Source organism: Streptomyces sp. NPDC002324, from assembly GCF_053593335.1.
Genome location: NZ_JBSFCF010000009.1, coordinates 234496 through 261343 on the forward strand (window position 1 = coordinate 234496; position 26848 = coordinate 261343).

A 26848-nucleotide genomic window follows, 5' to 3' on the forward strand; every position below is an offset into this window, starting at 1 on the left:
GTCCCTCCCGTCCCGAAAATTTCTCGAACTCCCGTACAACCCTCCCGCCACCTCACCGGTCTCTTGTTCACCGACTTTCCCGTGAAGCCCAGGTGAAATCCGGGCGAACGCGGACAGGAAGGCACCCCATTTGACGCGGGACGTCTGCCAGGCGTCCCGCATGCGGCAGGAGATTCCCGCATGCGCAAGCATTTGCGACTCGCCCTCGCGACGGCCTCCGCGGTCGCGCTGACCGGCGGTCTGCTCACCTTCTCGGCCGCGTCGGCGACGGCGGCCGACTCGGTCCACCACCCCGTGGCGGACTTCAACGGCGACGGCTTCGGCGATGTCGCGTACTCGGCGGGCAACGCCACCGTCGGCGGCAAGAGCGGCGCCGGCCAGATCGTCGCCCTGTACGGCTCCGCGAGCGGCGTGACGGCGACCAAGCGCACGACCATCAGCCAGAACACCACCGGCGTGCCCGGTGACGCCGAGACCGGCGACCAGTTCGGCTGGACCAGCGCGTACGGCGACTACAACGGCGACGGCTTCGACGACCTCGCCGTGGGCGCCCCGAGCGAGGACGTGTCCGGCGACACCGACGGCGGCACCGTCCTCATCGTGTGGGGCTCGGCCAAGGGCCTCTCCGGCGCCACCACCATCAAGGACCAGGCACCCTCGTCCCACGACGAATGGGGCAGGGCGCTCGCCTCGGGCGACTTCGACGGCGACGGCACCGAGGACCTGGCGATCGGCAACTCGTCGAACCTCGTGTACGTCGTCGGCGACGGCATCACCAAGTCCGGGTCGTTCGGCGACCAGTACGGCATCAAGCTGGACCTCCGCTCCGGCAAGGGCTCGGGCGTGATCATGCTCACCGCCGGCGACACCAACGGCGACAAGCGGACCGACCTGGTCGTCGACGGCTTCGAGACCGACGGCGACTACGGCTACAACACCAACTGGTACGTGCCCGGCGCGGCCGACGGCCTGGGCTCGGACGGCGGTGTGCGGGAGCTGAAGCGCGGTGTCATCACCGGCATCGGCGACGTCAACGGCGACGGCTTCGGCGACGTCGTCACCGGTCAGGACTGGGACCCGTCCAAGGACGGCAGCGAGCCCAGCGTGCCCGGATCGTCCACCGGCGGCAAGGTCCACATCATCTACGGCTCCGCCGACGGCCCGGCCACCACGGTCGCGGTGACGCAGAACACCGGCAACGTCCCCGGCTCCTCCGAGCGCGGCGACTGGTTCGGCAGCGAGCTGTCCCTCGGCGACATCAACGGCGACGGGAAGGCCGACCTGGTCGTCGGCTCGCCCGGCGAGAACCTCGGCGGTGTCGTCAACGCAGGCGCGGTCACCGTCCTGTACGGCTCGGCCTCCGGCGTGAACACCACCTCCGGCTACCAGTACTTCGCCCAGTCCACGGCCGGCGTCCCCGGCTCGGACGAGAAGGACGACATGCTCGGCGGCGAGGTCAAGCTCACCGACGTCACCGGCGACGGCAAGGCGGACCTGACGGTCGGCTCGTACGGCGAGAACGACTTCAACGGCTCGCTGCTCTACCTGCCCTCCGACGGCACGAAGATCACCACCACCGGCTCGCGCTCCCTCGCCCCGTCCGCGGTCGGGGTCTCCACCTCCGGCCAGCCGGTCTTCGGCGCGAACGCGGCCAACTGAGAAGTCACGGACCGTCGCTCCACCGCCTGTGGCGGGGCCCGCATCCGACCGGGTGCGGGCCCCGTCCGCTCGGCACGTGCCCTCCTTCCTCCTCCTCTTGCTTCCTGCCTCCTCCTCTTGCTTCCTGGAGCCCTCTTGCGTACTCGCTCCCTCCTCCTGACCGCCGCCCTCACCACCGGCCTCCTCACCGCGCTCCCGGCGACCGCCGTCGCGGCGCCCTCCGGTCTCTCCGGTGACTTCAACGGCGACGGCTACCGCGACCTCGCGATCGCCGCTCCCATCGCCAAGGTCTCCGGCAAGAAGGGCGCCGGTTACGTGGCGGTCGTCTACGGCACCGCGAAGGGCCTCGGCACGGCCAAGCGCCAGATCATCAGCCAGGCCACGGCCGGTGTGCCCGGCTCCCCGCAGTCGTCCGGCTACTTCGGCGACCGTCTGACCACGGGCGACCTCGACGGCGACGGCTACACGGACCTGATCGTGGGCGCGCACGGCCGCTCCCTCGGCTCGTCCGGCGATTCGGGCGCCCTCACCGTGCTGTGGGGCGGCGAAAGCGGTATCAAGACGGCTACCGACATCACCTCGCCCCTCCCCGAGAACCGCAACGAGCTGGGCTGGTCCGTGGCCACCGGTGACTTCGACGGCGACGGCGACACCGACCTGGCCGCCGCCAACCTCGCGGTCCCGGAGCTGAACATCTTCGAGGGCCCGATCTCCCGCACCGGCAAGGCGACGGAACTCGTCGGCATCGACACATACGAGCAGACCGGCATCAACACCGACACGATCGTCGCGGGGGACGTCACCGGCGACGGTACGACGGACCTCCTGGTCATGGGCCAGCAGGAGATCAAGGACGGCTACCGCACGCGCAGCGTCCTCTACAAGGGCTCCGCCTCCGGCCTCAAGGCGGGCCCCAAGGTCGCCGGCGGCTACGCCGCCGTCATCGCCGACGTGGACAAGGACGGCCGGGGCGACATCGTCACCGGCAACTTCATGGAGAAGTCCACCGACGAGCCGAACGGCGGCGTCGGCGGCGCGATCACCGTCACCTACGGCAGCGCCACGGGCCTCAGCTCCCGCACCCCGGTCCGTATCAACCAGGACACCGCGGGCGTGCCCGGCACCGCGACGAGGAACGACAGGTTCGGCTGGAGCCTGTCCGCGGGAGACGTCAACCGCGACGGGTACACCGACATCGCGGTCGGCGTCCCCCAGAAGAGCGTCGGCTCGGCGAAGCACGCCGGTGCCGTCGTCGTCCTGCGCGGTTCGAAGTCCGGCCTCACCGGCAGCGGCGCCAAGTCCTACTCCCAGAACACCTCGGGCGTCCCCGGCGCCGCGGAGGCGTACGACTACTTCGGAGCGGCGGTCCGCCTCACCGACAGCAACGGCGACGGCTACGCGGAACTGGTCGCGGGCGCCTACGCCGAGAACTCCGCCGACGGTGCCGTCTGGACGTTGAAGTCCGGCAAGTCCGGCATCACGGGCACCGGCGCGAACTCCTTCAACGGCGTGACCGTGGGCGGCCCTTCGGGCGACGCGTACTTCGGGGACGTACTCGCGGGCTGACGGGCACAAGGACGGGGTCAAGGACGGAAACGGGCGGGGACCGGGACGAGAGGAGGAGGGGGACGGGGAGGGAAACGGGAGAAATACGCCGCGCTCCCGTGCAACCCTCCGGCCCTCTCACGGGTCTTCTGCTCGCACATCTTTACGACGGCAGTGGGGCCGGTCCGCTCGGCGCGCGCCCTCCTCTCTCCTGGAGTCCTCCTTGAGCACTCGTTCCTTTCTCGTGGCCGCAGGCCTCCTCGCCTCCGGTCTGACGCCGCTCGCCCTGTCCACGCCCGCCGGCGCGGCGGTCGCCAAGTACCCGGACGACTACAACGGGGACGGCTACCACGACCTCGCGGTGGGCGCGCCGAGCACCGACGTGGGCAGCGCGTCCTCGGCCGGCGCGGTGGTCGTGCTCTACGGCTCGAAGTCGGGCGCCTCGGCCGCCAACCGGAGCGTGATCACGCAGAACACGAGCGGAGTCGCCGGTTCGGCCGAAAGGCAGGACTCCTTCGGCGCCAGCCTCGCCTCCGCCGACTTCGACAAGGACGGCTACGCGGACCTCGCCGTCGGCGCCACCGGCGAGGGCGTCGGCGTCGACACGTACGTGGGCCAGGTCACCATCCTGTGGGGCGGCAAGAAGGGTCTGTCGGGCGGCACCGCGCTGCCGCAGCCGTCCGACATCGCCGCCGAGCAGGGTTACGGCCACGGCCTCGCGGCGGCCGACTTCAACGGTGACGGCTCACCCGACCTCACCGTCACCGGCCTCCGGCAGACCCGGATCTACAACGGCCCGTTCAAGAAGAGCACCGGCGCCGCGGCGAGCGCGAGCTACGTCCGCACCGTCGGTTCCACGCGCGACGTGGGCGCGGGCGACCTCACCGGGGACAGGGCCGCCGAGCGCATCTACACGCAGTTCGCGGCCTCCGACCCCGGCGGCCAGGTCGGGTATCACACGTACAAGGGCGGGAGGACCACCGTCGTCGACATGCCGAAGGCCGAGGGCGACGGCCGCGTCACCGTCGGCGACATCAACGGCGACGGCTACGGCGACCTCGTTCTCGCCAACCCCGAGGACCCGGCCCTCCAGGAGGGCACGGGCCATCTGGGCGGCCAGGTGGAGATCTGGTACGGCGGCAAGGGCGGCCCCGACCTCACCCAGACCCCGACGGTCATCAACCAGGACACCCCCGGCGTCCCGGGCACGGGCGAGGAGTCCGACTTCTTCGGCGGCTCGCTCTCCGTCGGCGACGTCAACGGCGACAGGTACGCCGACCTCGCGGTCGGCGCGCAGTACGAGGGCGTGAACGGCAAGCGGTACGCCGGCAGCGTCACCGTGATGTACGGCTCGGCCGCCGGTCTGACCACCAAGGGCGCCAAGGCGTACCACCAGGACACGGCGGGCGTCCCCGGCACCCCCGAGACCCAGGACGGCTTCGGCGGCGCCGTCCGCCTGATCGACCTCGACCGGAACGGCAGGGCCGAACTGGTCGTCGCGGCGCCCGGCGAGAACACCAGGGGCGCGCTCCTCGTCCTCAGGGGCACGGCCTCCGGCCTGACCACGAAGGGCGCCGGGAGCATCACGGCGGCGAACGTCGGGCTCAAGGAGACCGCGTACAGCTTCGGCGCGCAGCTCGCCCAGTAGCCGCGCCCTTCCCCTCCCCTCCTCCCACTTCGAAGGACATGCATGCGATTCCGTAGCGCCACGCTGGCCGCGACACTCGTGGCGGCCACCGTGACCCCGCTCGCCCTCTCGGCCGGCTCCGCCTCCGCCGCGCCCGCCCGTCACGCGGACGACTTCAACGGCGACGGTCACCGCGACTACGCGGCCTTCTCGTACGGCCCCGAGGGCGACAGCAAGGGCGGCGGCGTCCTGGTCACCTTCGGCACGGCGGCCGGCGGGCCCGGCACGAAGACCCAGTTCGTCGACCAGGCGAGCGCGGGCGTCCCCGGCGCCGACGAGTCGAACGACTTCTTCGGCGAGGTACGCGCGGCGGCGGACTTCGACAAGGACGGATACGGCGACCTGGTGGTCGCCGCGAACGGCGAGAACGTCGGCACGCACAAGGACAACGGCACGGTCACCGTCCTGTGGGGCGGCAAGCAGGGCCTCTCCGGCGGCACGGCCCTCCCGTTCAAGGGCCCGAAGGGCGTCTCCGGCGAGGCCCGCGACTTCGCCTCCGGTGACTTCGACGGCGACGGCCACCAGGACCTGGCCCTCGTCCGCGACAGCAAGACGTACGTCTACCGGGGCGCGATCACCAGGTCGGGCGCGAAGGGCGCGGTGACGGTCCTGGACAAGGACGGCTCCAGCTTCTACTCCACCGCCGTCGTCTCCGGCAAGGTCGACAAGGACGGCAAGACCGACCTGGTCGTCATCGGCGACGTCGTGTACCCGGAGTACATCGCCTCCGACGCCTGGTTCATCAAGGGCGGCAAGGCGAAGCTCTACCCGGGCAAGACCCTCCGCCTGGAGCGCCAGAACGGCAACGGCGGCCAGGCCGAACGCGGCGGCGACGGCGTCATCGCCGACTTCGACAAGGACGGCTACGGCGACATCGCCATCGGCACACCGATCTACGACAAGGTCAAGGGCCGCGTGACGGTCTGGTACGGCGGGTCCGAGGGCCCGTCCGAGTCGGCCCGCTTCACCCAGTCCACGTCCGGCATGGCCGGCACCCCGGAGTCGTACGACGCCTTCGGCGACGTGGTGACCTCCGGCGACATCAACGGAGACGGCTACCGTGATCTCGCGGTGGCCGCGCCGGACGAGAGCCTGAGCGGCAAGGGCGAGGCGGGCGCGATCCACGTCCTCTACGGCGGCGAGTCGGGCCTGACGACCAAGGGCTCTCAGTTCCTCACCCGCAACACTGCAGGCATGCCGGGCGACTTGGCGGCCGGCGACCACTTCGGCCACACGATCCGCCTCCGCGACACCAACCGCGACGGCAAGGCCGACCTGTACGTGCTGGGGGAGAACGGTTCGATGGTCCTGCGAGGTTCGTCGAGGGGCGTCACGACCGCCGACTTGATGGCGGTGGACGGCGACGCGGTCCGGGGAATGCTTCAGTAACGCGGGGCGCGTAGCGCGCGTATGAGGGCGGCGAGCCCGGCGGGGGTTGTGCGAACAACCTGGCCGGGCTCTTCGCTTTCACGGAGACGGACCGCTTCCGGAGCGGCGGCGATCTCAAGGCAGTTGGCCGCATCACCACCGCTGGAGAACGAGGACTTCTGCCAAGCTATGCCGTCCGCCATGCCCTGACCTCTCACACTTCCTGTACGAGTCGGTGGATCAACTCCCGGGACTCTACGACCTCCAACGCCGCTTCCTCCACCTTGCGGAGCACCTCCCGATAGCGCACGAGCTGCGCCTCCTCATCCAGGAAAGCACTGCCGTGCTGGCTGTCCACCATCGCGGTGTCGAGCTGCGGAACCATCCCGCTCGCGTACACCACCGGATCGACAACCCCGGCGAAGCCGTCCACGTCGAACGGCACGACGCGCACCGCGACTTCACTCTCCAGCAGCCGCGACAACTGCTCCCGAGCCACCTTCCGATCAGCCGCCCTGATCCGCAGCGCCGCCTCATGCACCAACGCCAGGTACCGCACTCCTTCCAGAGCCCGCTGGCGACGCAGCCTGAACTCCACCCGAGTCTCCAGCCCCTCCTCCGTAAGCTTCGGCACCGACCCCTCGAAAATCGCCCGCACCTGTCCCTCGGTCTGGAGCAGCCCAGGGATGTGCACACATTCGAAGTTGGTCAGGTGAGTGGCGTGGTGTTCCAGCTCTGCCAGGTCGAGATACCCCGACGGCACCCGCCCCCGGTACTCCTCCCACCAGCCCCGCCCCCGCTCGGTCGCCATGGCCACCAGCGCCTCTACGAGAGCGGCGTCATCACATGCGTACCGGTCAGCCAAGTACCGTACGCGCTCGGTACTCACACCGACATTGCCCGCCTCCATCATGGAGATCTTGCTCTGCGCGATCCCCATGGCATCGGACGCCTCACGGATCGACCGCCCCGTCCGTTCCCGCAGCTTCCGTAGTTCGGCGCCCAGCCGCGCCTGACGTGCGGTGACGATGCTCCTGGCCGGCATGTAGCTCTTCCCTCCCGACAATTTGACGGCACCAGTATCCCAGCCCAGCTTGACCGGGGTGAGTATTCACCCCTACCTTCAGTGACGCGACGCACACGCTGCGGAACACCGGGACCCCGGAAGCGCACCGCGCCGCCCTGCCACGGCGGCCGCGACAATGCCACCGCCCGCCACCCAGCGCCCCCACCCCTCCGTACGCCTCACCAGGAGCCCCATGCGCACCGACTGGGAGTACACCCTCTACATCCCCCACGACCCCCGAGCCGTAGCCATCAGCCGCCGCGCCCTCCGCGACATCCTGACCACCCACAGCCTCCCCACCCTCATCGAACCGGCGGAGCTGCTGGCCTCCGAACTCCTCACCAACGCCCTCCGCCACACCACCGGCCCGGCCGCCCTGAAGCTCAGACAGTCCGGAGCCTCTATCCGCGTCGGCGCCTGGGACACGGACCCGACGCCCCCGACGATCACCACACCAACCGAGACCGGCACATCCGGCCGAGGCCTGCACCTCGTCAACGTCTATGCGGACGACTGGGGTTGGTTCGCGGTGAACGGCACGCGGGGAAAGTACGTCTGGTGTGAACTGGGTACAGAAACGAAGCCCGACTGACGTTGGGCGACACGGGGGGATGGGAATGACGGGCGCACGAGGCGTACTCCGAACCCTGGGCGGGGCGGCACTGACACTGGGCCTGAGCGTGACTGCGAACCAGGTCCTGTCCGAGGGAAAACTCAGCTGGACATGGCTGTACGTCTCGTACGCGGTGGCAGTCGTCAGCCTCCTCTACGCGGAACTCGGCCCGGCCTCGCCCGCCACCGACCCCGCCCCCCGAGGTCGCCGCAGGGTCTACCTGCGCCAACTCCGCGCCAGTGTCCGGGATATGGAGATTGTTGGCATCGCCACACAGAGTGAGTTCGTGTTCCGGATGCGCCAGGTGTATGTGGATGTCAGCGTCGCACCGCAGCCGCTGCACGACGCGGCCCGGGAGCCATACCTGGGTTCGATGGCGGTCGGCGAACGCCGCACCCTGGCCTCGGTGCTCCGGGACGCCGAACGCAACGAGCGGTCGCGGACCCTGGCAGTAATCGGCGGCCCCGGCTCAGGCAAGACGACCCTGGCCCGCTACACGGCCCTGGAGCTGTGCGGTCACCGCTGGCGTCCCTGGAAGCGCCGCCTTCCTGTACTCCTCTACCTCCGGGACCACGCCGCCGCTCTACTGGCCGACGACCCACCCGAACTGGCGGCCGTGGCGGTCTCGGCCGACTGGCTGAGCGGCAAGGTCTCGGCCGACTGGTTGACGCGAAAGCTTGATCAGGGCCGCTGCGTGGTTCTGCTGGACGGCCTGGACGAGGTAGCCGACCCGGCGGAACGAATCCGTGTGGTCAATTGGGTGGCCGGCCGCATCCAACGCCACCCCGACAACACTTACGTCGTGACCTCCCGCCACCACGGCTATGAGTCGAATCCCTTGCCGAACGCGGAAGTGCTCCAGGTACGCCGCTTTACCTGGCAGCAGATCGAGCAGTTCCTCCGACAGTGGTCGTTCGCAACGGAGAGTCGTGCCCGCCAAGGCACCCCGCAGGAGATACAGGTGCACGCGGACGGAAGCGCCGACGAACTGCTCTCTCGTCTGCGCAAGCAACCCGCACTCTACGACCTGGCGGCCAATCCGCTGCTGCTGACGATGACCGCCAATGTCCACCGCTACCGAGATCAGCTGCCCGGCAGCCGCGCCGAGTTGTACGCGGAGATGTGCGACGTACTGCTGCACCGGCGCGCCGAAGCACGACGCATGCACGACGCCACCGGACTGACCGGCCCGCACAAACAGCAGGTGGCCCAGCATCTGGCGCTGGCCATGATGAGGGCCGAGGACAGGTACTGGCCGGTGTCGGAGGCAGCCGAGGCAATCCGAGGGCCCCTGCAGCAGATCCCGGGCGATGTGGCGGCCGACCTGTTCCTGACGGAGGCCCGCAAGAGCGGCCTGCTCGTCGAACGGGAACACGGCGTATACGGGTTCGCCCACCTGACCCTGCAGGAGTACCTGGCCGCCGCCCAACTCAGCACCCCCGGCGCCGACACCGCCCTGCTGACCTCGAACGTCGACGTCTCCTGGTGGCGCGAGACCATTCTTCTCTGGTCCGCCGGCAACAACGCCACGCCCATAGTCGCCGCCTGCCTGGCCAACGGCACCGTCCCCGCACTGGCTCTTGCCTTCGATTGCGCCGCCCAGGCCCAGGTCGCCCCCGCCGTCCGTGAGCGCCTGGAGGCCGAGCTGGCGCCCCCGGTTCCCGGAGAGGCAACCGACCCCGCTCGACAGCGCCTCCGCACCGGGGTACTGGCCACCCGCACCTTCCGTGAGGCCATCCCCGTCGACGAGACCACGGCGCTGTGCACGCATGCCGTGCCACGCTCGCTCTACGACCTGTTCGTCCGCGAGGAGGAGGCTGAGGGCCGCCATCACCCCCCCTTCATCACCGATACCGGAAGCGACGAGGAGCGGCAAAGGCCGGCGAAAGGTATACGGATCGGAGATGCCGAACGCTTCGTCGTCTGGCTGAATGCCGTCACCGGGGACCCCGTCTACCGCCTTCCCTCCCTGGAGGAGCTCAGGCAACCCGCTGCCGCCGGAGCCACCGCTCTCCAGGAACACACCGTCTGGGCCCACGACGGCAGCAGCACTGTCCTGCACCAGCCGCCGGGAGTCCACTGGCCCTACACGTCCAGCCCTGAGCAGTTGCGGTCCATCGCGGTCGCGGACCGCGAGCAGCTCATGCTCTACCTACGGTTCATGGGGATCCCCGCGGCGCAGAGCCGGTCCGTGGAAGCCTGGGCCGCAGCCCTCACCACAGCCCTGCAACATGTGCCCGCGCGCCGGAGCCACCCGGATTTCGCGTCCCTGGAACTCGCCCTCATTCTCTCCCTGGCCTTCACCCTCGACCTGACACGTACTCACGCCCTCGCGACAGACCTCGCACCGTACGGTGCCCTCGCACGCAGCCTCGGGATCGACTTCGACCCCACGCACGACCTGGTGTTCGACCGGACACGCGAGCGCGCACGCGTCCTCGACCACGCCCTCGACCGCACCCTCGGACGCGCGCGTACCCTCGCCCCCGACCTGGCACGCGACCGTGACCTCTCGCTCGACCCCGACCTCGCCCTCGCCCGTGACCTCGCCCGCGCTCGGGCACACGCCTCTGCCCTGGCCCAAAACCCCGTCTTCCGTCACGGCCCCCGTCCCGACCCCGAGCTTGACCTGTTCGACCCCGGCCTCAACCCTCGCCCTGCCCCTGACCCCGACCTCGCCCTTGCCATCACCGAGGCACTCGGACTCCACCCCGATCAGGCTCTGAACCCCGACTACGCTCCCGCCTTCGCCCTCCCCTTGGCCCTCGCCCGCACCCACGAATCCCACATCGATGTGCAGCGGCTCGCCCTGGCGTCCTTCCGCACCCTGTTCTCCACGTACCGGCCGCGACGACGGGTGCGCGCCACGGGGTCCGTACTTGCGGAACTCGACACCGTCCTGACCCGCACAGCGGAGGGATGCCCGTGGGAGCGGCGGCCGCCCGAAGATCCGGCTCGCCTCGTACGTGAGGCGCTCACCCTCCTCCAGACAACACAGCGCACCGACGACGGCCGCCGTCTCTCATCAGTTCTGGCGCTGGTGCACGACACCGCCGGACTCCTCACCACGATTCGCAACCGAAGGGTGCCGTCCGACACACTGGTACTGTCATCCGCCCGCACCGCCCTGATCGCCGCCATCACGGCTCTGCATGCCACCGGGTTGCCCACTCGGGAGCCGGTGCGGCTTCTGCACTCGGCGTGGCAGAGCCTCGTATCCGATGCCATCACCCCCCCGTCGCAGCGGACGACCGACAACCAGATCCTCCTCCTTGTCCGCACCCAGCCATAACGCCTCGACGCCACACGTCAGGGCTGACGCCACGCAGCGCGTTCGCGAAGGCACCTGCGCGCGGAGATAATTCCCTGTACAGGCACCAACCCCTCACTGAATCGGAAAGCCGGCGATCCCCATGGCCGAACATCCGAACGCAAGCCTCGTCCGCAAGGGCTACGACGCCTTCACCCGCGGCGACATGGACACCCTCCGCAGCCTGATGGCCTCGGACTGCACGCACCACGTCCCCGGCAGCCACTCCTTGTCGGGCGACTACAAGGGCCAGGACTCGATCATCGGCCTCTACCAGCGGCTCTTCGAGGAGACCGCCGGAACCTTCAGCGTCACCCTGAGCCATGTCTGCGTGGACGGCCGCGGCCACGCCGTCTCCGTGCACCGCTACACCGCCGAGCGCGGCGGCAGGCGGATCGAGCAGAACGGCTGCCTCGTCTTCCGCATCGTCGGGGACAAGATGACCGACATCGACGAGTGCCAGGAGGACCTGGACAAGGAGAGCGAGTTCTGGTCCTAGCCGCGTGGGGCGGGACTCTTCCGGCCCCGCCCGCACAACCCCGCACGGCCTCCAGGTGTCACACAGGTGAACCAGCCACACCCTCGACATCCGGCCATTCACCTGGAGCCACCCGTGCACAGACGGACGCACCGACGGACGTACGCCCTGGCCGCCGCCACCGTGGCGACCACCACCGCCACCACGGCCGCCCTCGCCCTGACGCTCGCCACGGGCGCCACCGCGGCCCCGCGCACCGAGCCCGCCCCGACGCCCACCGCCGCGACCAGCGACTTCAACGGCGACGGCTACGCGGACCTGGCCGTCGGCATGCCCGACGCGACCGTGAACGGCAAGGCGAAGGCCGGCTATGTGAACCTCGTCTGGGGCGGCGCGAAGGGCCTCGGCAGGTACGGGAGCATCCGGGTCAGCCAGGCCACCCCCGAGGTCCCCGGCTCCCCGGAGAAGGGCGACCGCTTCGGCGCGTCCGTCCTGCTGCGGGACCTGAGCGGCGACGGCAGGGCGGAACTGATCGTCGGGGCGCCCGGCGAGGACATCGACGGGCGCGGCACCGACGCCGGCGCGATCACCGTCGTCGGGGGCGCGAAGAAGGGCACGGGCCCGGGGTCCACCGCCCTGACCGGCCCGTCGGCGAAGTCCGAGTACGGCTTGTCGGTGGCGGCGACCGACCTCACCGGTGACCACCAGAGGGACATCGTGGTCGGCGGCAGGGACACGGTGGCGATGCGCGCGGTCGTCGACGACGGCGAGGACCTCGTCATCACCACCGTCCTCACCACCCCGATGGGCGGCCGCGCCCCGATCCTCGCCACCGGCGACTTCACCGCCGACGGCATCGACGACCTGGCCCTCGCCTACCACACGGTCGACGCCCCCTTCACGCAGTCGCACGTCCGGCTGTGGGCGTGGGACGAGGCCGAGCGGCGCATGGCCAACACCTGGAACTCCGACAACGGCGCCGCCTCCGCACTCGCCGTCGGCGACTTCGACGGCGACGGCCTGGACGACCTGGCCCTCGGCGAGTGCCGTGAGATCGCCGACGAGAACATCGACGACCCGTGCGGCCCGGAGTCGTACGCCAAGGGCGGCGGCATCCACATCGAGTACGGCGACGAGAACTCCTTCGGGTACCGCTCCCAGACCCTCAACCAGGACACCGTCGGCGTGTACGGCGTCGCCGAGACCGGCGACCGCTTCGGCGCCGCCCTCGCCGTACTGGACTGGAACCGCGACGGCCGCGACGACCTGATCGCGGGCGCCCCCGGCGAGGCCATCGGCACCCGCGAGGCGGCCGGAGCGGCCACGCTGCTGCTGGGCCACAAGGGCGGCATCGTCGACGCCTTCGGCGAGGCGACCTCCGTCCCGTACCACCAGAACCGTCCCCACGTCCCCGGCGTGGCGGAGACGAACGACGCCTTCGGCGCGGCCGTCGCCACCGGCGACTACGACAAGGACGGCGTCCCCGACATGGCCGTCGGCGCCCCGGGCGAGAACGCGAACTCCGGCGGCGTCTGGGCCTTCCCGAAGATGTCCGCGACGAACTCCCGCGCCCTCACCCCGAAGAACCTCGGCCTCCCGTCCCCGACTTCGGCCCTGTCGTACGGCAGGTACCTGAGCAGCCACTGACGCGTCGGCGAGCGATCACGCGGACCGGCGCCGACCTGCGGGACAGGCCTGCGGGGCACCTGGTTCTCGCGTCCCTCCCACGTCCCTGACGCACCCCTGACGACCCCTTAGGGGATGTCACAGCTCGGCCGCAAAGCCGGGCCGGTCGGCCCCGGCCCGGCACGCGGCCGCCCGGGACCAGGTACGTTCGATGACGTGGCTGGATTCAGGATCGGACGCGGCCGGGACAACGGCGCTCCTCAAGCGCGACCGCACAACCCTCCGCACGGACAGCAGGCCCCGCAGGCCGGCGGCCCGTCGTACGGCTACCCCCAGACGCCCCCGGGGCCGCCGTACGGCGGCGGCCGGAGCGGCGGTCAGGGCGGCTGGCCGCAGACACACGGCGGCGGGCAGCCCGGCAACCACGGGCCACGCGGGAACCACGGGGGCCACGGCAACCACGGCGAGCCGGAGTACTTCGGCGACGGCGGGCACCCCCAGGGCGGCGCGGACCCGTACGCGGCGAACAACGCGGGTCACACGCAGATGTTCGCCGTCGGCGAGGACCCGTACCAGCAGGGCGACACCTACCGGGCGGGCAACGCCCCGGCGGCCCCGCTCGGCCCCCGCCTGCCGTGGAAGGGCCTCCTCAAGGGCATCGTCACCAGCCCGAACCAGACGTTCCTGGTGATGCGCGACTACGCGGTGTGGGGCCCCGCCCTGATCGTGACGTTCCTGTACGGCCTGCTGGCCGTCTTCGGCTTCGACGGCGCCCGCGAGGACGCGATCAACGCGACGCTGTCGAACGCCGTCCCGATCGTCCTCGTCACGGCCGTGACGATGGTGCTCAGCACCTTCGTCCTGGGCGTGGTCACCCACACCCTGGCCCGCCAGCTCGGCGGCGACGGCGCCTGGCAGCCCACGGTCGGCCTCTCCATGCTGATCATGTCCCTCACGGACGCGCCCCGCCTGGTCGTCGCCATGTTCGCGGGCGGCAACGCCTCCTTCGTCCAGATCCTCGGCTGGATCACCTGGGTCGCGGCCGGCGCCCTCCTGACCCTGATGGTCTCCAAGTCCCACGACCTCCCCTGGCCGAAGGCCCTGGGCGCCTCGGCGATCCAGCTGGTGGCGATCCTGTCGCTGATCAAGCTGGGTACGTTCTAGGCGGTACGTCTCCGTACGACGGGGCCCCGGCGCAGTCACCGCGCCGGGGCCCCGCCGTATCTCCGTGTGCGGACGCACTCCCAGCACAAATAGACGAATAACCATCAAATGGACGAACCACGCACATAAACCGCACAATCACACCATCAATTCACATACCGCCCGATAATGTCATCGCGTCCTGACCGTGCACCACGAAGACCTCCACAGGAGTGCGCGTGAAAGCTCGCTTTGGCGTCCGCCGGGGAACGATCCTCCTGGCCACACTGCTCGTCGCCATGTCCGCCGCGGTCCTCCCCGGGACCGCCACCGCCGACGGAGGGGAGGGGGACGGTGACGGGAACGGCCCCCACGGCCGCTCCTCCGACCACTGGGGTGTGATCACCCGGAACACGATCGGCTCCCCGGTCGCCGAGCTGCGCAACGGCCCGTTCGGCTCGTACGACGCGCTGGGCCCGGAACAACGGCCGCCCTACGGCCGGGGCAGCCTCGGTATCGCGGTGGCGAACAACTCCACCACCCTGACACCCCCCAGCGAGAAGGTCGACTTCGGTAACGAGGTCGACTTCTACGGCAAGCCGGTGTCAGGTCTGCGGCAGGTCGGCTTCCACGTGTTCCAGACGGGAGAGAACGTCGGCTACGGCGGCACCGCGACGAACATGCCGAACATCAGGTTCGAGATCGACCCGAACCTGACCGCGCTCCCCTCCGCCAACTACTCCACGCTGGTATGGGTGCCGCCCGCCTCCCCGGTGACGAACAGTTGGAGCCCCTACCTCAACGCCACCACGACCGGCTACTGGTACCTCACGGGCACCGCGGGCGGAGCGACAGGGACCAACTGCAACCAGACGACCCAGTGCACCTTCAACCAGGTGAAGGCCGCGCTCCAGGAGGGCGGTGACCCGGCCCTCATCTACACCGCCGCGGTCGGCAAGGGCCGCGACTTCATGTGGATCGGCGCCATCGACGGCTTCCGCATCAACGAGACCATCTACGACTTCGAACGGTGGGGCGTCAGAGCCCTCCCGGCCCACTGACCCACCCCGCACCCCAGGCCGACCCGGGCGGCGCCGACAGACCCACCCGCCGAACACGGCACCGCACCCCCGCCGCCCGGACCGGTCACCGCCGGCCAGACTCCCTCAGGCGTCGAGCACCTGCCCGGCCCGCCTGACGACCGGCTGTTCGACGCTCCAGGGATCGTTGACCTTATGAGGGTCGTCCTCTGTCCTAGCCTCCCGGACCACGCCCCCGGACAGCGGAAAGGCCCGGCACGAGGGCCGGGCCTTTGCCTACCGGAATCAGCGCTTGCCGCAGGTCAGCTCAGCGCCACACTGGTTCGATCAGACTCGGATCGAACTTGCACCGCCCCCGCCCCGCCGGATGGATCAGCACGGCCGACAGGCTGTGCAAGATCAGCGCTTGTTGACGCTCGATGGGCAGGGACCGGAAGTCCTCGCCGATGTCAGCGGTCAGGGCATCGGCTTGATGCCGTTCCTTGTTGCAGCGGCCACGCTCCAGCTTCAGCTCATCACGACGCCGCTCAAGATCAGGCAGGAGCAGCAGCAGAGTCGAAACGGTGATCTTCTGAGCCTTAGCAGCCTGCGTCAGCTCAGTGAGGTCCGCCTCGACGGCGGCCAGCTCAACTGCCTTGGGCCACTGCTCGGCCGGAACAACGCTGCTGACGGCAGCTCTCTCCCTCTGCTCGGCGAGTACGAGACTGACGACGACCTCGTCAACGGGCTCACCGACGCGCCCGACCTTGCCGCACCCTCCATTGGCCACGGAGCACTGGTAGGTGAACTTGGCGGCTCTGGAGCCCGGCTTCCACTTCCGGTTGACCTGACCCCGGATCTTGGTGTGACACAGTCCGCACCGCGCGATGCCAGACAACAGGTACTTCCGGGCAAACGTCCGGCCAGGATCCTTCTGCTTGCGCTCGGCGACGACAGCGCGCACCGCTTCCCACTCTTCAACGGTGTTGATCGTCTCCCACTCGCCGATGACCGGCTGGTTGTCTTCGCCGAGGAGGACCTCACCGCGATAGGTGCGATATCCACACAGTCGCGGGTTGGTCAGCATGTGCTCAAGGTGGTGATGAGCCATCCGCTTGGTCCCCTCACGGGGATGCCCCAGCCCTCGCTTCTGCCAGTCCGTACGAATAGTGCCGATCCGAACACCTGCCAGCAGCTGTTGTTGGGCAGCACGGATGTGTTCGGCGGCTTCGGGATCGACCTTGATTCCGCCCTTCAGCCAGCCGTACGGCGCCGGCCCTCCGCTCGACTTCCCCTGCCGCGCCAGCTCCAGGTGCTTGCGCTGGATCCTGCGCGAGGCATCATGGGACGACTTGTTGGCGAACGCCACCATGATGCGAGCCATGGTGCGGCCATCCGCCGTTCCGAGGTTCACATCGTTGGTGACGGTCGCGAACATGCGCCGCTTGTGTTCGTCGTACAGGTCAATAAGACGTTCGAGGTCCTTCGGCTGACGGGCGAGCCGATCCAGGTCGTAGGCCACGACGCCATCAATCAAGCTGTCTGCCAAGTCGCTCAGCATCAGCTCGAATTCGGGCCGCCGGACGTTCCGCTTGAACGCCGACACGTCGTTGTCCTGGTAGACCTTGGCGACGACCCAGCCACGGAGGTCAGCAAGCCGTTCACAGTCCTCTCGCTGACGCGCGACACCAAGCCCGTCGCCCTCGTCGTCCCGGGAGATCCGGGTGTAGACGGCAACTCTGCAAGCCCTCACTTTGCCCGTCCCTGCAGCACGCGAAGCCGGTGCACCCATTCGTCGTCCCTGGTCGGAGCCCTGCGCAAGTGCTTCGCGATCCACTCGTCCTTGCTCATCAGGCTGTCGCGGGGTGTCTGCTTGCCCTTGGTGTTGACCCGGTTGTTCATGTGGTCGGTTCTCCTTCCGTTCCGGGGGCGGGTTCGAGGGACGCGGCAAGCCAGGTCTCGCCCGCGCTGAGGCCCGTACCGGCGAAGACCCAGTGGGCGAGGACGAGCGTGGTTTCGCCGTCCTGGGGTGCGGGCGGGGCGGCCTGGGCGCGGCGCCAGTCGGCGCGGGCGTCGCGGAGGGCGCCGAGGGTGGTGGAGTAGCGGCGGGACTTGGTGGAGAAGTGGCCGCGGAAGCCGAGCATGTGCGCCCAGGCCCGTAGGCGGAGGTCTGCCAGCTCGGAGCGTGCGCCGAGGGTCCAGGCGGTTCGGATCATGCGGCGGGCGTGGTCGGTGATCCGGGCCCCGGCCAGCTCGGCGAGGAAGCGGATCGGCCGGTCAAGGGTGCCGGTCGTCGTCTCGGCGCCCTTGGTGGCGTACTTGGCGATGTACGCCGCTACGGCTCGCTCGGTCAGCTCCTGGCCGCCGTCGAAGTCGGCCGAGCGGATCGGGCGGACGTCGAGCTGACGGCCGAAGGTGAACGTGTGGGCCCGACCGTCGACAGTCGGACCACTGACACAGGCGGCGGTGGCAGCGGCGTGGATGGCGTCGCTCAGCAGCTCGGCCGTGGCCCAGGCCGGGGGCGAGGTGTCGCCGCCCTCGGGGCCGTCGAGGCGGATGACCGCGTGGAAGTGGACGGCTCCGCGCTTCTGGTACTCGGCGACCTTGGCGAAGGAGATGCGGGCGTGGTCGCGGAAGGCGCGTTGCGTGAGGCCGGCCAGCTTGGCGACCTCACGGCGCAGGTAGATGGAGAAGCGCCGCCACAAGTCGCCGGCGTGTGCGTTCCAGAGCACGGCCGCTTCGTAGTCGTACGTGTCCGGATCGAGGGGCGTGCCGAGGACCGGGTCTGTGTCGTCGTGTCGGATGCCGCAGTGGCATGGCCGTCCGCTGGAGGGGCGGTTGTGGACCGGGCCGAAGCCCGGCGCGGTGAAGGTGGCGAAGACGCGGGGGTGCGTTCCGACCTGTTCGGGGGTGCCCTTGCCGCCGCACAGTCCGGCGGTGATCAGGTGAAAGGTGTCGCGGCGGTAGACCTCCGCGCAGGCCGCGCAACGCGTGGCACGACGGTTGTTGCAGCGGACGAGGAGGTTTCCGGCGGGGAGGGCGGTGGAGTCGAGGTGGTGCAGGACGCGCCCGACCTCACCGGTCGTCGTGTCGACGGCGTACTCGGTGCGGTGGCCGTCGAGGCGTACGGGGTGGGTGCAGCCGCCCAGGCCAGAGAGTTGGCGGGCCAGTTCGGGCAGGGTGCCGAGTGAGGCGAGCATGGAGAGTTCCGCCAGCGGGGGCGGAGTCTGCCGGGTGATGATGGGTGTTCCTTTCGGCTGTTTCGGCGGTTGGGAGGGACGGCCCCGGGGCGGCGGGATGCTTGGCGGCTTGTTGCCGCCCCGGCGGCCGGTCAGTGCTTGTGCGCGTTGTTGACGAGGGAGCGCAGGACGACGGCGGCGATGGCCACGGAGATGGCCGAGACGGCGACCGCCGCCAGGAGCGCGGTGAGGACGACGCCGACGACGAGCACGGCGGCGACCGCGCCGACACCGGCGCCCACGAACGGGGCGATCGGGCGGCCGGCGGAGTGAGCCGGAACCGGGGCGTGGTTCTGCGGAATGTGGGTGGTGATGCTCGGGACGTGCGGAGTGTCGGGCAGCTTGGGACAGAACACAGCGGGTCTCCTCTGCGGTCGTGTGTGGTCGTTGGCTCAGTCGCGGTTGCCGTTGACGACGTCGACCCCGGAGCGGGTCCCGGACTCGATGGCCGGGGCGAGGACGGTGTGCGAGAGCCAGAAGCCGAACAGCGCGATCACGGCGGCGACCCACAGACGGACGCCGAGGAACTTGATTGCGGCCCAGGCAATGACGCCCAGGACGAAGACGAGCGGAAGCGAGACGGTCACGGGATCTCCTCGGGTGTCGTCTCGGCTCAGCGGACAGCGCAGCGGTGGGTGCGCGCGGCCAGCTCGGCGGCGGCCCGGCTGTCGTAGTCGGTCGAGAAGCCGCAGCGCGGGGCGGTGCAGGCGGCCGTGTGCTTCTCGCGGCCACGGCCGTCGTAGTAGGTGCCGACCTGGACGGGACCGATGCGGACGAGGTTGCGGAAGCGGCGGTTGGCGGGCATCAGGGGTTCTCCTTCTGGTGGTTGGGGGTTTCGCCGGTGAAGGCGGTGACGTGGTCGGCGAGCCAGCGCAAGATTTCGTCGCCCTCGTAGGTGTCGGCGGTGAGGATCACCGGTTCGGCGATGAGCACGGCTTCGGTGAGGCGGTTCTGTCGGGTCAGCTCGGCGGCACGCTTGAGTGCGCGGAGCGTGGACGGTCGCAAGGTGGAAAGTCCTCCGGAGTCAGATGAGTTGAGCGGCGATGGCTTCGGCCAGTGGCATCGGGACGCCGAGCCGGGCGCGAAGGGTCGAGGTGTCGATGGGGGTGCCGGTGCGGGCGTGGTGTTCGTCGGCGACCTTGCGAGCGAGGGCGACGAGGGCAGGAGGTACGGAAGTGGGCCGTACGGGGGCGGACGAGGGCGGAGCCGACCCGGCTTCGACAGATGGCAGCTCGGCCACGGCCACGGGCGGCGCCATCTCTGCGGCAGTGGCCGGTTGGGGCGCCGGGTCCGTGATGGTCGAGGGTGGTTCGGTGTCGGCTATGGCGCGGGGTGTCTTGGGTGCGCCGTGGGCGAGGAGCGTGCCGCCGAGGAAAGCGACCGCGGGCCACCCGGCGACGACGATGCGCAGCCAGGCAGGCACGTTCTCCAGGTCGAGAAGCCCAGCGGTGGCGACGTTGGCACCGAGGGAGGCGACCAGTGCGACGAGGAACCAGCACCACCCGGCGGCTTTCGCCTCCCCCGAGCGGAGCCGCCGCCAGGCCGCCACCATCAGCAGGTCGACGGAGACCGGGTAGGCCCACGCCTTCCAGCCGTCCTGTCCGGCGGCGGAGGCAAGTTCGTGCAGGTGGGCGAAGGACAGCGCGGCGGCGATGAGCGCCTGGACGAGTACGGCGTCCACACGGACGGGCAGGGCAGCAGGCACGGCGCGACTCCTTCCGGTTTCGGGCATGGGTGGGGTAGGGACGTGGCGCGGGACGGTCGCGCCGACCGTGGGAGCGGGTGCGCTACTCGGCGACGGGGTGAGGAGTTGCTACGGGCGGCCCGGACGTCTCCACTGGCGCGGGCGGGACGTAGGGGCGGAAGGGCGCGAGCGCGGGCACGTCGGGTGCGAGGTGGGCCGTCTCGCGACAGATGGCCGCCGCTTCGGCGAGGGAGAGGTGAGGCGTGCGGATGCGGGACCAGCCGCCGGACGTGTCGCCGACGACGGCGAGGCCGGGCAGCTCGGGGGCGATGCCGCAGGCCGCGTAGACCGCCTCAGGTGCGATGTCCCCGAGTGCCATCTTGGCGGAGGCTTCGTCGTTGACGCGGTGGCAGACCCGGCCGGTCAGCTGCGCGCGGAGCATGGTGGCGCCCTTGCCCAGCTCGGCGCCGAAGCGCTGCCCGCAGACCTCCAGGTAGATGCCGGCCGCGCGGCCGAGCTGGGCGAGGCGGATGAGCTGGGTGACCATCTCGTCCCGCCGTTCCTCTTCCTTCCTGGTGGCGACGAGGAAGAGTTCCGCCACCTCGTCGATGAACAGCACGATGGGAGACGGGCGTTCGTCGTCCGGCAGGCCCCAGATGTCCGAGGTGATCAGCTCATCCGGGGTACCGGGGCCGATGCCCTGCCGGGCCTTGATCAGGTCGTAGCGGTCCTCCATCTCCTTCACCAGCACGGGCAGCAGCTCGGCCGCCTGTACCGGATCGGTGGCCAGGGCGGAGAGCCGAGCCGCGAACGGCGCCAGCTCGACACCGCGCTTGCAGTCGATTCCGACGAGGACGACCGGCTGAGCGGCCAGCCCGGTGAGCAGGTTGCGCAGGAACATGGACTTGCCCGACAGCGTGGCGCCGAGGACGAGTTGATGCGGAACGGCGCGGTGTCCCGTACGAAGGCTGTTGCGTCCTCGCGCAGAGCAACCGGCACCCGAAGCGGCCCGGATCCGGTCCTGCGAGGCATTCGCACCTTCCGCAGGACGTCGAAGCCGACGAGCCGCAGTTCCACGACCCCGGGCTTGATGTCCCGCACGTACACGGCGTGAACGCCCCAGGCGTGCCGCAGACGTTCGGCCGAGGCCGCCACATCCGCGGGTTCCTGCCCCGGAGCCAGCCGCAGCCGGAGCCGCAGGCCGGTCGAGGTGGGCCGGATCATGCCCCGCCGAGGCGGCACCGGCCGGATCTCCCGCCGAGTGGCCGCCTTGACGGCCAGCGCCCGCCACCGGGACGGCGGGACCGTCAGGCCGCACGCGTCCATGGTCGAGGAGTACGAGGCCAGCAGCCGGGCCACCGAGACCGGCAGCCCGACCGTGGACCAGTACGCCGCAGGGTGGGCGTGCCGGGCGTAGAGCGCGCCGCCGCCTATCGCAGCAAGCGGCGCACCCCACTCGGCCAGCGTCACCAGGTCGGTCATGGCGATCAGCCCGCCTGTGCCATCGGGAAGACGCCCGGAGCCACGGCGGTGGCCCGGTAGGCGATGCCGTGCCGCTGCTGGCCGTTGAACACGCTCTCCCACGGCCGGGCGATGAGCCCCGGCAGCGAGACGGGAGCACCGACCGTCAGCCCGTCGGTCACCCCGCTCTCGGGGATGGTGACCTGGATCAGGGACGACTCGCCTTCGTCGATGAAGACGACGCCGACCGTCATCAGTGCCTCACCGCTCACGGCGTCCTTGGCGATCTCACCGGTCTGCCGGTCGCGCACCTTCGGCGCCGGCGCTTCGGTGAGCAGGATCGTGGCGGTCGAGGCGTCAATGCGGATCACACGCACAGAGATTTCTCCTTCGAGTCGATCAACTCGCCACCTGACAAGTTGACTTAGCAAGTTCGAAGCTAGAGATGACAGGTTGACTTGTCAAGTGAAGTTGTGGGCGAACCCGCCTGAATCAGGCGTCAGTTCAAGCGATAGGTGTCTTCGAGTTCCTGACGATCGGCAGGAAGCAGCACGTCAGAGACTTGCAGCGCCTGCCCGGACGCATCGCACGCGATGACCAGGACACTGAGCACAGGCACCCCGTCCGGCAAGCCCAGCAGCTTGGCTTCACCACTCTCAGGCAGTCGAGCCGAGACCCGCTCCGTCACATGGTCGTAGCGGACTTTCTTCCGAGCTTCCACATGCTTGCGCACACTGCCGCTCAGGGCTTCGGCACTCGCCAGCTCGGTGCCCTCGACCAGGCCGGCAGGGAAGTACGACGAGACCAACTCGACCGCTTCGCCGTCCCCCTCCACCAGGAAGCGGCGCATGAGGACCTTGGCTCGCTTCGGAAGCCCAAGCGCGGAGGCGACCCGCGCCGGAACGGGGACTTCGGCGACTTCGACCAAGCGCCCCGAGGCCCGCGACTCATCGCGCTCCAGGGCTTCTCGCCCCCGCCGATCCTGTTGCTCGACAACTTCCGGACGGCCCCGAACGATCGTGCCGTACCCCTGCCGGGATTCCAGCCAACCGTCACGCTTCAGCAGCTCCAACGCCCGCACGACGGTCGGACGGGACATCCCGAAGGCCTGTACCAGCTGGTTCTCACTGGGCACCCGAGTGCCGGGCGGATAGGTGCCGTCCTCGATGCGGCGCTGGAGCGTCTGCGCGAGGCGCACATACTTCGGTGCCGCCACTTCATACGCCATGAACGCCGCCTGTCGAGATTGGCCAAGTCAACTGGTCAACCAGACTAGCGACAACTAGGCCGTCAGGACAGAACCGGCCCGGAGCCCTCATCTGACGGCCACGCGTCGGCAACGTCGAAGGAGACGACTGTCCCGCCGAAGCGACTTGGACCGGAGTGCCACGACTCGGCGATGGAGTCGACGAGGAGCAACCCGCGCCCATGGGCATCACTGGCCTCCGGTTGCCGCATGCGCACACTCGCCGGAAACCCCGGATTATGCACCTCAATCCGGAGCGACGTCTCCACGCGGTACCAAGCAACGCGCACCGTCCAGGTCTCGTCAGCCCGTCCGTAGAGAATGGCGTTGGTCACCAGCTCCGAGATCATCAACACACAGTCGTCGATCGAGCAGGCCGGGTTGTACGGGGCGATGAACTTCCGGAACCAGCGCCGGGCCCGAGGTACGGACTCCGCGACAGGGTGCAGGGTCATGGCGCCGAGTCGCGGCGAGTCCGCAGAGGGAAAGCGGTCGATCGTGTAGGCCATCCGCACTCACTCCTTGCCGCTGCCGTCGCAGTCGAGGCAGCGTCGCTTCGATGTGGCACCGAGGCGGTCATTGGCCGTGGAGAGCGCCAGTGCCGTGCGGGAGCCGACACGCTTCCAACCGCGCCCCCGACATCCCCGGCAAGTTGCACGCGCGCCCTGGTCCGGCCGCTGACTCGTCACTCCGTGCCCCCTTCCGAATCCAAGTGGCCTTAGCCACTTGCTGGATAGTGGCATTAGCCACTTGGGCTGTGCAAGCGGTTCGACACAACTCCCAGGCCATCAGGTGAGCGGGTAGCCCTGCTCGAACGCCCAGCGATGCGGCGGATAGGTGGCTTCGGCGAACTCCAGTGGCCGGTCCTGGAGGTCGAAGACGACGTGATGAACGATCAGGACTGCAGACCCGGCCTGCAGCTGGAGGTCTGCCGCCTCCTCCGCCGTCGCACTGCGAGCACACATACGGTCTTCGGCATAGCTCCCCTGGCGCCCCGTCATGTTCTCGACGTACATGAGCGTCCCTTCCTGGATCCGCTCCGGCTCCAGGAGCCTCGGGGCGCGCTGGCCGACGTCCGGAGCGAACCACGAAGTGGACAGCGTGATCGGCCCGTCCTGATTGTTCGTCACCCGCCGCCGATGCACAGCCCGCAGATCCTTGACCAGGCCCAAAGACTCGACAACGTGATCTGGTGCTTCCATCCAGCCGGCCGAGGTAATCACCGCGTACTCACCGGGCGTGTAGATCTTCCCGGTCTGCCGAGCCCTCCCGTACAGCTCCCGTGCCCGCCGGTTGACCTCCAGGCTGCGCACGTACGTGCCCGATCCCTGACGCTTCTCAACGAGCCCCTGATGGCTCAGCGCCTCCAGCGACCGCGCAGCAGTAGGGCGGGACACCTTCCAGTTCGCAGCCAACTGCCGCTCCGAGGGCACCTCGTCCCCCGGCCGCAGGTCACCCCGAAGAATCTGATCACGGATGTAGTGCGCGATCTGGAGATACTTCGGCTGAGCCTCTTCGATCTGAGGCATGTCTCCTCCTCATCTTCCCAGCCCAAGTGGCTATGGCCAGTAGCCACTATAGAGTGAGTGGTCAACCCTCGACCCCGTACGCTGAACCGCATGAAGCGGTTGATCGTCGCAGCAGGAGGAGGGGGCGACGCAGTCGCCGCCGCAATGCTTCACGCCGCCCTCTACGGCGGCGAGGACCAGGCGGTAGTCCTCACGTACGCGTGGGACCGCCTCCTGATCGATCCGGTACCGGGCCCCCGAGGGCCGGACAACTTCACTGGCCTCCAACGCCTCACCCCAGCAGTCTGGACAGTGCCGGCCGAGGCCCGCCCGATCGCTCCAGCAGGCTCCACACTCCCCCGACTCGCAGCAGAGCTCCCGCATACCTTCGCGCTGATCGACCCACACCACGGAGTCGAGGGCATCACCCGCCAGCTCGAAGAGCTAGTGAGCCACTTGTCACCGGAGTCGATCGATCTCCTGGACGTTGGCGGAGACATCCTCGCCCGAGGCGATGAGCCGACGTTGAAGAGCCCGCTTGCCGACGCCGTCACCCTTGCCGCGTGCTGCCAGGTGAACGCGCCCATCCGCCTCCTGGTGGCAGGCCCCGGCCTGGACGGCGAACTGCCTCCCGATGAACTGCACGGCATGCTCGGCCCGCTCGTCCACACCTTCACGGCCAAGGACGTTGAGTCGATCAGCTCGGTCCTGGAGTGGCACCCCTCCGAGGCAACCGGGATGCTCGCGGCGACAGCCCGCGGTGTACGCGGCACGTGCGAAATGCGAGACGCTGGCCTTCCCGTCCCTCTCACTGACGAAGGTCCAACCGTCCATGAGGTCGACCTGGACGAAGCACTGAGCCGCAACCAGTTGGCCCGTGCCATCACGACGAGCGCAACCCTGGACGAGGTAGAGGCACACAGCCGCGAAATCTGCGGCTACTCGGAAATCGACTACGAGCGCAACAAGGCCGCATGGCTCAAAGACCAGCCACCGGTACCGCTCGACTCCCAGGCCGTGCTGGCTCAACTCGACCAGTTCGAAGCCGAGGCCCGGAGCCGCGGAGTCACCCACACGACGTTCCGCCGGATCACCGAGGCCCTGAACCTCAACGGCTCCCTACGCGAAGACCTACGCCAACTGCTGATCAGCAGCCGCCCGGAGAAGTACGACGCACCCTTGTGGCGCATCACATCCACTTGTCGGGTCCCAGGTGATGCTTGACGTTCTGGTCCCAGCTGTTGTTTGACGGTGGGCCTAGACAACGTGGGAAGCCCCGTGGGGCTTGTTCGCTTTCACGTTACGGACGGGGACGTCGGTCGTGCGGCGGATGACCCGGATCTGCCCGTCCAGTTCGACGGTGATCGTCGTGTCCGACACGTGCACGGTCACCGTCCGGCCTGCGTAGGGGCGGCCGAGGGAGACGGTCTGGCGGCAGACCATGACCGTGCCCACCGCGCTGACCCGCCGCTGCTGAGTAACAACCTTCTTCACGGGTTCAAGGCGGCTCGCTCCGCTCACCGCGCGCGGCCCGGCCCCCGGCCGGGCCTGCGCTCCTGTCTCCGCCCCGCTCCAGCCCGGCCGGCGCCCGTGCCGCGCGCACGGCAATCAGCCACCTGATGCCAGAGAAGGGATACGCCGTGGCTGGGGCGGTCGGCTCCACGGCTTTACGGAGCCACTTTGGCGCGAGCCTCGAAGATCATGGCCCCAACGTCGTGCTTTACCGGGCAGGTCCACAGACTGCCCGACGCGCCGAAAGCTTACGGGGCCATGATCACTCGCCCCAAAGCAGCGCCACCCCAAAGCCGCTCCGTAAGTTGTTTGGCGGTCCGGAAGAGTGGGGTGTGGCTCCGTAAGTTGTTTGGCGGTCCGGAAGAGTGGGGTGTGGCTCTAAAGTCGCTTGCCCAAGTGGCTCCGGTGGAGTGGCCGCCCCGCTCTTCGGGACGCCCTGGCCGCTGATTGAGATCTGCGCACTGATCGCTGTTTACGGAGCTGACGGCGGGTGTTCCTCGGACCGAACGGCATGCTGCCTGAACCGAGGAGACGCACATGGCCGAGCAGCTGACCCACCTATGGGTCGGGATCGACGCCGGTAAAGCCCATCACTGGCTCGCCGCGGTCGACGACACCGGGACAACGGTGTGGAGCAAGAAGGTCCCCAACGACGAGAGCGCCATTCTGACCGCCCTGGGCGAG

The 26848-nt window shown here is 69.4% G+C and carries 26 protein-coding genes and 2 pseudogenes; 12 read left to right on the forward strand and 16 right to left on the reverse strand.

Going from position 1 to position 26848, the window contains the following annotated elements:
* Positions 1-180: 180 nt before the first annotated feature.
* The 4 genes from ACWCRJ_RS15545 (at position 181) to ACWCRJ_RS15560 (ending at position 6280) form a co-directional block, all read left to right on the forward strand.
* The gene (locus tag ACWCRJ_RS15545; RefSeq protein WP_450939763.1) at positions 181-1659 is read left to right on the forward strand and encodes an FG-GAP-like repeat-containing protein; all 1479 of its coding nucleotides are present in this window, start codon (positions 181-183) and stop codon (positions 1657-1659) included.
* A 135-nt stretch (positions 1660-1794) separates the two neighbouring features.
* Positions 1795-3225 carry an FG-GAP and VCBS repeat-containing protein gene (locus tag ACWCRJ_RS15550; protein ID WP_450939764.1) on the forward strand — a complete coding sequence of 477 codons (1431 nt, stop codon included), beginning with the start codon at positions 1795-1797 and terminating at the stop codon, positions 3223-3225.
* 202 nt (positions 3226-3427) lie between these two features.
* Positions 3428-4852, forward strand: coding sequence for an FG-GAP repeat protein (locus tag ACWCRJ_RS15555; RefSeq protein ID WP_450939765.1), 1425 nt, complete (start codon positions 3428-3430; stop codon positions 4850-4852).
* A gap of 42 nt (positions 4853-4894) precedes the next feature.
* On the forward strand, positions 4895-6280 hold the full coding sequence (locus tag ACWCRJ_RS15560) for an FG-GAP-like repeat-containing protein (RefSeq protein WP_450939766.1): 1386 nt from the start codon (positions 4895-4897) through the stop codon (positions 6278-6280).
* On the opposite strand, the gene ACWCRJ_RS15565 is transcribed toward ACWCRJ_RS15560, so the two are convergent.
* A complete protein-coding gene (locus tag ACWCRJ_RS15565; protein ID WP_328837850.1) occupies positions 6274-6462 on the reverse strand; it encodes a DUF397 domain-containing protein in 189 nt (62 codons plus the stop codon). The genes ACWCRJ_RS15560 and ACWCRJ_RS15565 overlap by 7 nt on opposite strands.
* An 11-nt stretch (positions 6463-6473) precedes the next feature.
* On the reverse strand, positions 6474-7304 hold the full coding sequence (locus ACWCRJ_RS15570; protein WP_328837851.1) for a helix-turn-helix domain-containing protein: 831 nt from the start codon (positions 7302-7304) through the stop codon (positions 6474-6476).
* Between the two features lie 214 nt (positions 7305-7518).
* On the opposite strand from ACWCRJ_RS15570, the gene ACWCRJ_RS15575 reads away from it, so the two are divergent.
* The 6 genes from ACWCRJ_RS15575 (at position 7519) to ACWCRJ_RS15600 (ending at position 15556) form a co-directional block, all read left to right on the forward strand.
* Positions 7519-7917 (forward strand): ATP-binding protein, encoded by a 399-nt coding sequence (locus tag ACWCRJ_RS15575; protein ID WP_450939767.1) that lies wholly within the window; start codon positions 7519-7521, stop codon positions 7915-7917.
* Between the two features lie 88 nt (positions 7918-8005).
* Positions 8006-11230, forward strand: coding sequence for an NACHT domain-containing protein (locus tag ACWCRJ_RS15580; RefSeq protein ID WP_450939768.1), 3225 nt, complete (start codon positions 8006-8008; stop codon positions 11228-11230).
* Between the two features lie 121 nt (positions 11231-11351).
* Positions 11352-11747, forward strand: coding sequence for a nuclear transport factor 2 family protein (locus tag ACWCRJ_RS15585; RefSeq protein ID WP_450939769.1), 396 nt, complete (start codon positions 11352-11354; stop codon positions 11745-11747).
* Positions 11748-11861: 114 nt separating this feature from the next.
* On the forward strand, positions 11862-13373 hold the full coding sequence (locus tag ACWCRJ_RS15590) for an integrin-like protein (RefSeq protein ID WP_450939770.1): 1512 nt from the start codon (positions 11862-11864) through the stop codon (positions 13371-13373).
* Between the two features lie 114 nt (positions 13374-13487).
* Positions 13488-14516 carry a Yip1 family protein gene (locus tag ACWCRJ_RS15595; RefSeq protein ID WP_450939771.1) on the forward strand — a complete coding sequence of 343 codons (1029 nt, stop codon included), beginning with the start codon at positions 13488-13490 and terminating at the stop codon, positions 14514-14516.
* A gap of 218 nt (positions 14517-14734) precedes the next feature.
* Positions 14735-15556: a hypothetical protein gene (locus ACWCRJ_RS15600; RefSeq protein WP_450939772.1), complete on the forward strand. Its 822-nt coding sequence runs from the start codon at positions 14735-14737 to the stop codon at positions 15554-15556.
* 286 nt (positions 15557-15842) lie between these two features.
* Here the strand turns inward: ACWCRJ_RS15600 and ACWCRJ_RS15605 are convergent, their stop codons facing one another.
* The 13 genes and pseudogenes from ACWCRJ_RS15605 to ACWCRJ_RS15665 form a co-directional block, all read right to left on the reverse strand.
* Positions 15843-17306, reverse strand: coding sequence for a recombinase family protein (locus ACWCRJ_RS15605; protein WP_450939773.1), 1464 nt, complete (start codon positions 17304-17306; stop codon positions 15843-15845).
* Entirely contained in the window at positions 17264-17416 is a 153-nt protein-coding gene (locus tag ACWCRJ_RS15610) for a hypothetical protein (RefSeq protein WP_450939774.1), read from the reverse strand. Before ACWCRJ_RS15610 ends, ACWCRJ_RS15605 begins: the two co-directional genes overlap by 43 nt.
* Entirely contained in the window at positions 17413-18714 is a 1302-nt protein-coding gene (locus ACWCRJ_RS15615; RefSeq protein WP_450939775.1) for a replication initiator, read from the reverse strand. Before ACWCRJ_RS15615 ends, ACWCRJ_RS15610 begins: the two co-directional genes overlap by 4 nt.
* Before the next feature lie 131 nt (positions 18715-18845).
* Positions 18846-19109, reverse strand: coding sequence for a SpdD protein (locus ACWCRJ_RS15620; protein WP_450939776.1), 264 nt, complete (start codon positions 19107-19109; stop codon positions 18846-18848).
* A 36-nt stretch (positions 19110-19145) separates the two neighbouring features.
* A complete protein-coding gene (locus ACWCRJ_RS15625) occupies positions 19146-19340 on the reverse strand; it encodes a hypothetical protein (protein ID WP_450939777.1) in 195 nt (64 codons plus the stop codon).
* Between the two features lie 26 nt (positions 19341-19366).
* Positions 19367-19558 carry a mobile element transfer protein gene (locus ACWCRJ_RS15630; protein ID WP_033530338.1) on the reverse strand — a complete coding sequence of 64 codons (192 nt, stop codon included), beginning with the start codon at positions 19556-19558 and terminating at the stop codon, positions 19367-19369.
* Positions 19558-19758, reverse strand: a complete 201-nt coding sequence (locus ACWCRJ_RS15635) for a hypothetical protein (RefSeq protein ID WP_450939778.1) — start codon at positions 19756-19758, stop codon at positions 19558-19560. Before ACWCRJ_RS15635 ends, ACWCRJ_RS15630 begins: the two co-directional genes overlap by 1 nt.
* A gap of 19 nt (positions 19759-19777) precedes the next feature.
* A complete protein-coding gene (locus ACWCRJ_RS15640) occupies positions 19778-20485 on the reverse strand; it encodes a DUF2637 domain-containing protein (protein ID WP_450939779.1) in 708 nt (235 codons plus the stop codon).
* Positions 20486-20540: 55 nt separating this feature from the next.
* Positions 20541-21919: pseudogene (locus ACWCRJ_RS15645) on the reverse strand (FtsK/SpoIIIE domain-containing protein).
* Positions 21920-21924: 5 nt separating this feature from the next.
* Complete coding sequence (locus ACWCRJ_RS15650; protein ID WP_450939780.1) at positions 21925-22275, reverse strand: SCO3933 family regulatory protein; 351 nt, start codon at positions 22273-22275, stop codon at positions 21925-21927.
* Between the two features lie 122 nt (positions 22276-22397).
* Positions 22398-23126, reverse strand: a complete 729-nt coding sequence (locus ACWCRJ_RS15655) for a GntR family transcriptional regulator (RefSeq protein ID WP_450939781.1) — start codon at positions 23124-23126, stop codon at positions 22398-22400.
* 62 nt (positions 23127-23188) lie between these two features.
* A complete protein-coding gene (locus ACWCRJ_RS15660; protein WP_381194191.1) occupies positions 23189-23653 on the reverse strand; it encodes an ATP-binding protein in 465 nt (154 codons plus the stop codon).
* A 279-nt stretch (positions 23654-23932) separates the two neighbouring features.
* Entirely contained in the window at positions 23933-24673 is a 741-nt protein-coding gene (locus tag ACWCRJ_RS15665; RefSeq protein ID WP_450939782.1) for a GntR family transcriptional regulator, read from the reverse strand.
* A 144-nt stretch (positions 24674-24817) separates the two neighbouring features.
* Between ACWCRJ_RS15665 and ACWCRJ_RS15670 the strand changes: the two genes are divergently transcribed.
* Complete coding sequence (locus ACWCRJ_RS15670) at positions 24818-25876, forward strand: DUF1152 domain-containing protein (RefSeq protein WP_450939792.1); 1059 nt, start codon at positions 24818-24820, stop codon at positions 25874-25876.
* 33 nt (positions 25877-25909) lie between these two features.
* On the opposite strand, the pseudogene ACWCRJ_RS15675 reads toward ACWCRJ_RS15670, so the two are convergent.
* Positions 25910-26203 (reverse strand): annotated as a pseudogene (locus tag ACWCRJ_RS15675) (IS481 family transposase); the annotation flags it as partial.
* 498 nt (positions 26204-26701) lie between these two features.
* Here ACWCRJ_RS15675 and ACWCRJ_RS15680 point away from each other — a divergent pair.
* A partial coding sequence (locus ACWCRJ_RS15680; RefSeq protein ID WP_450939793.1) for an IS110 family transposase occupies positions 26702-26848 on the forward strand: 147 nt, incomplete at its 3' end.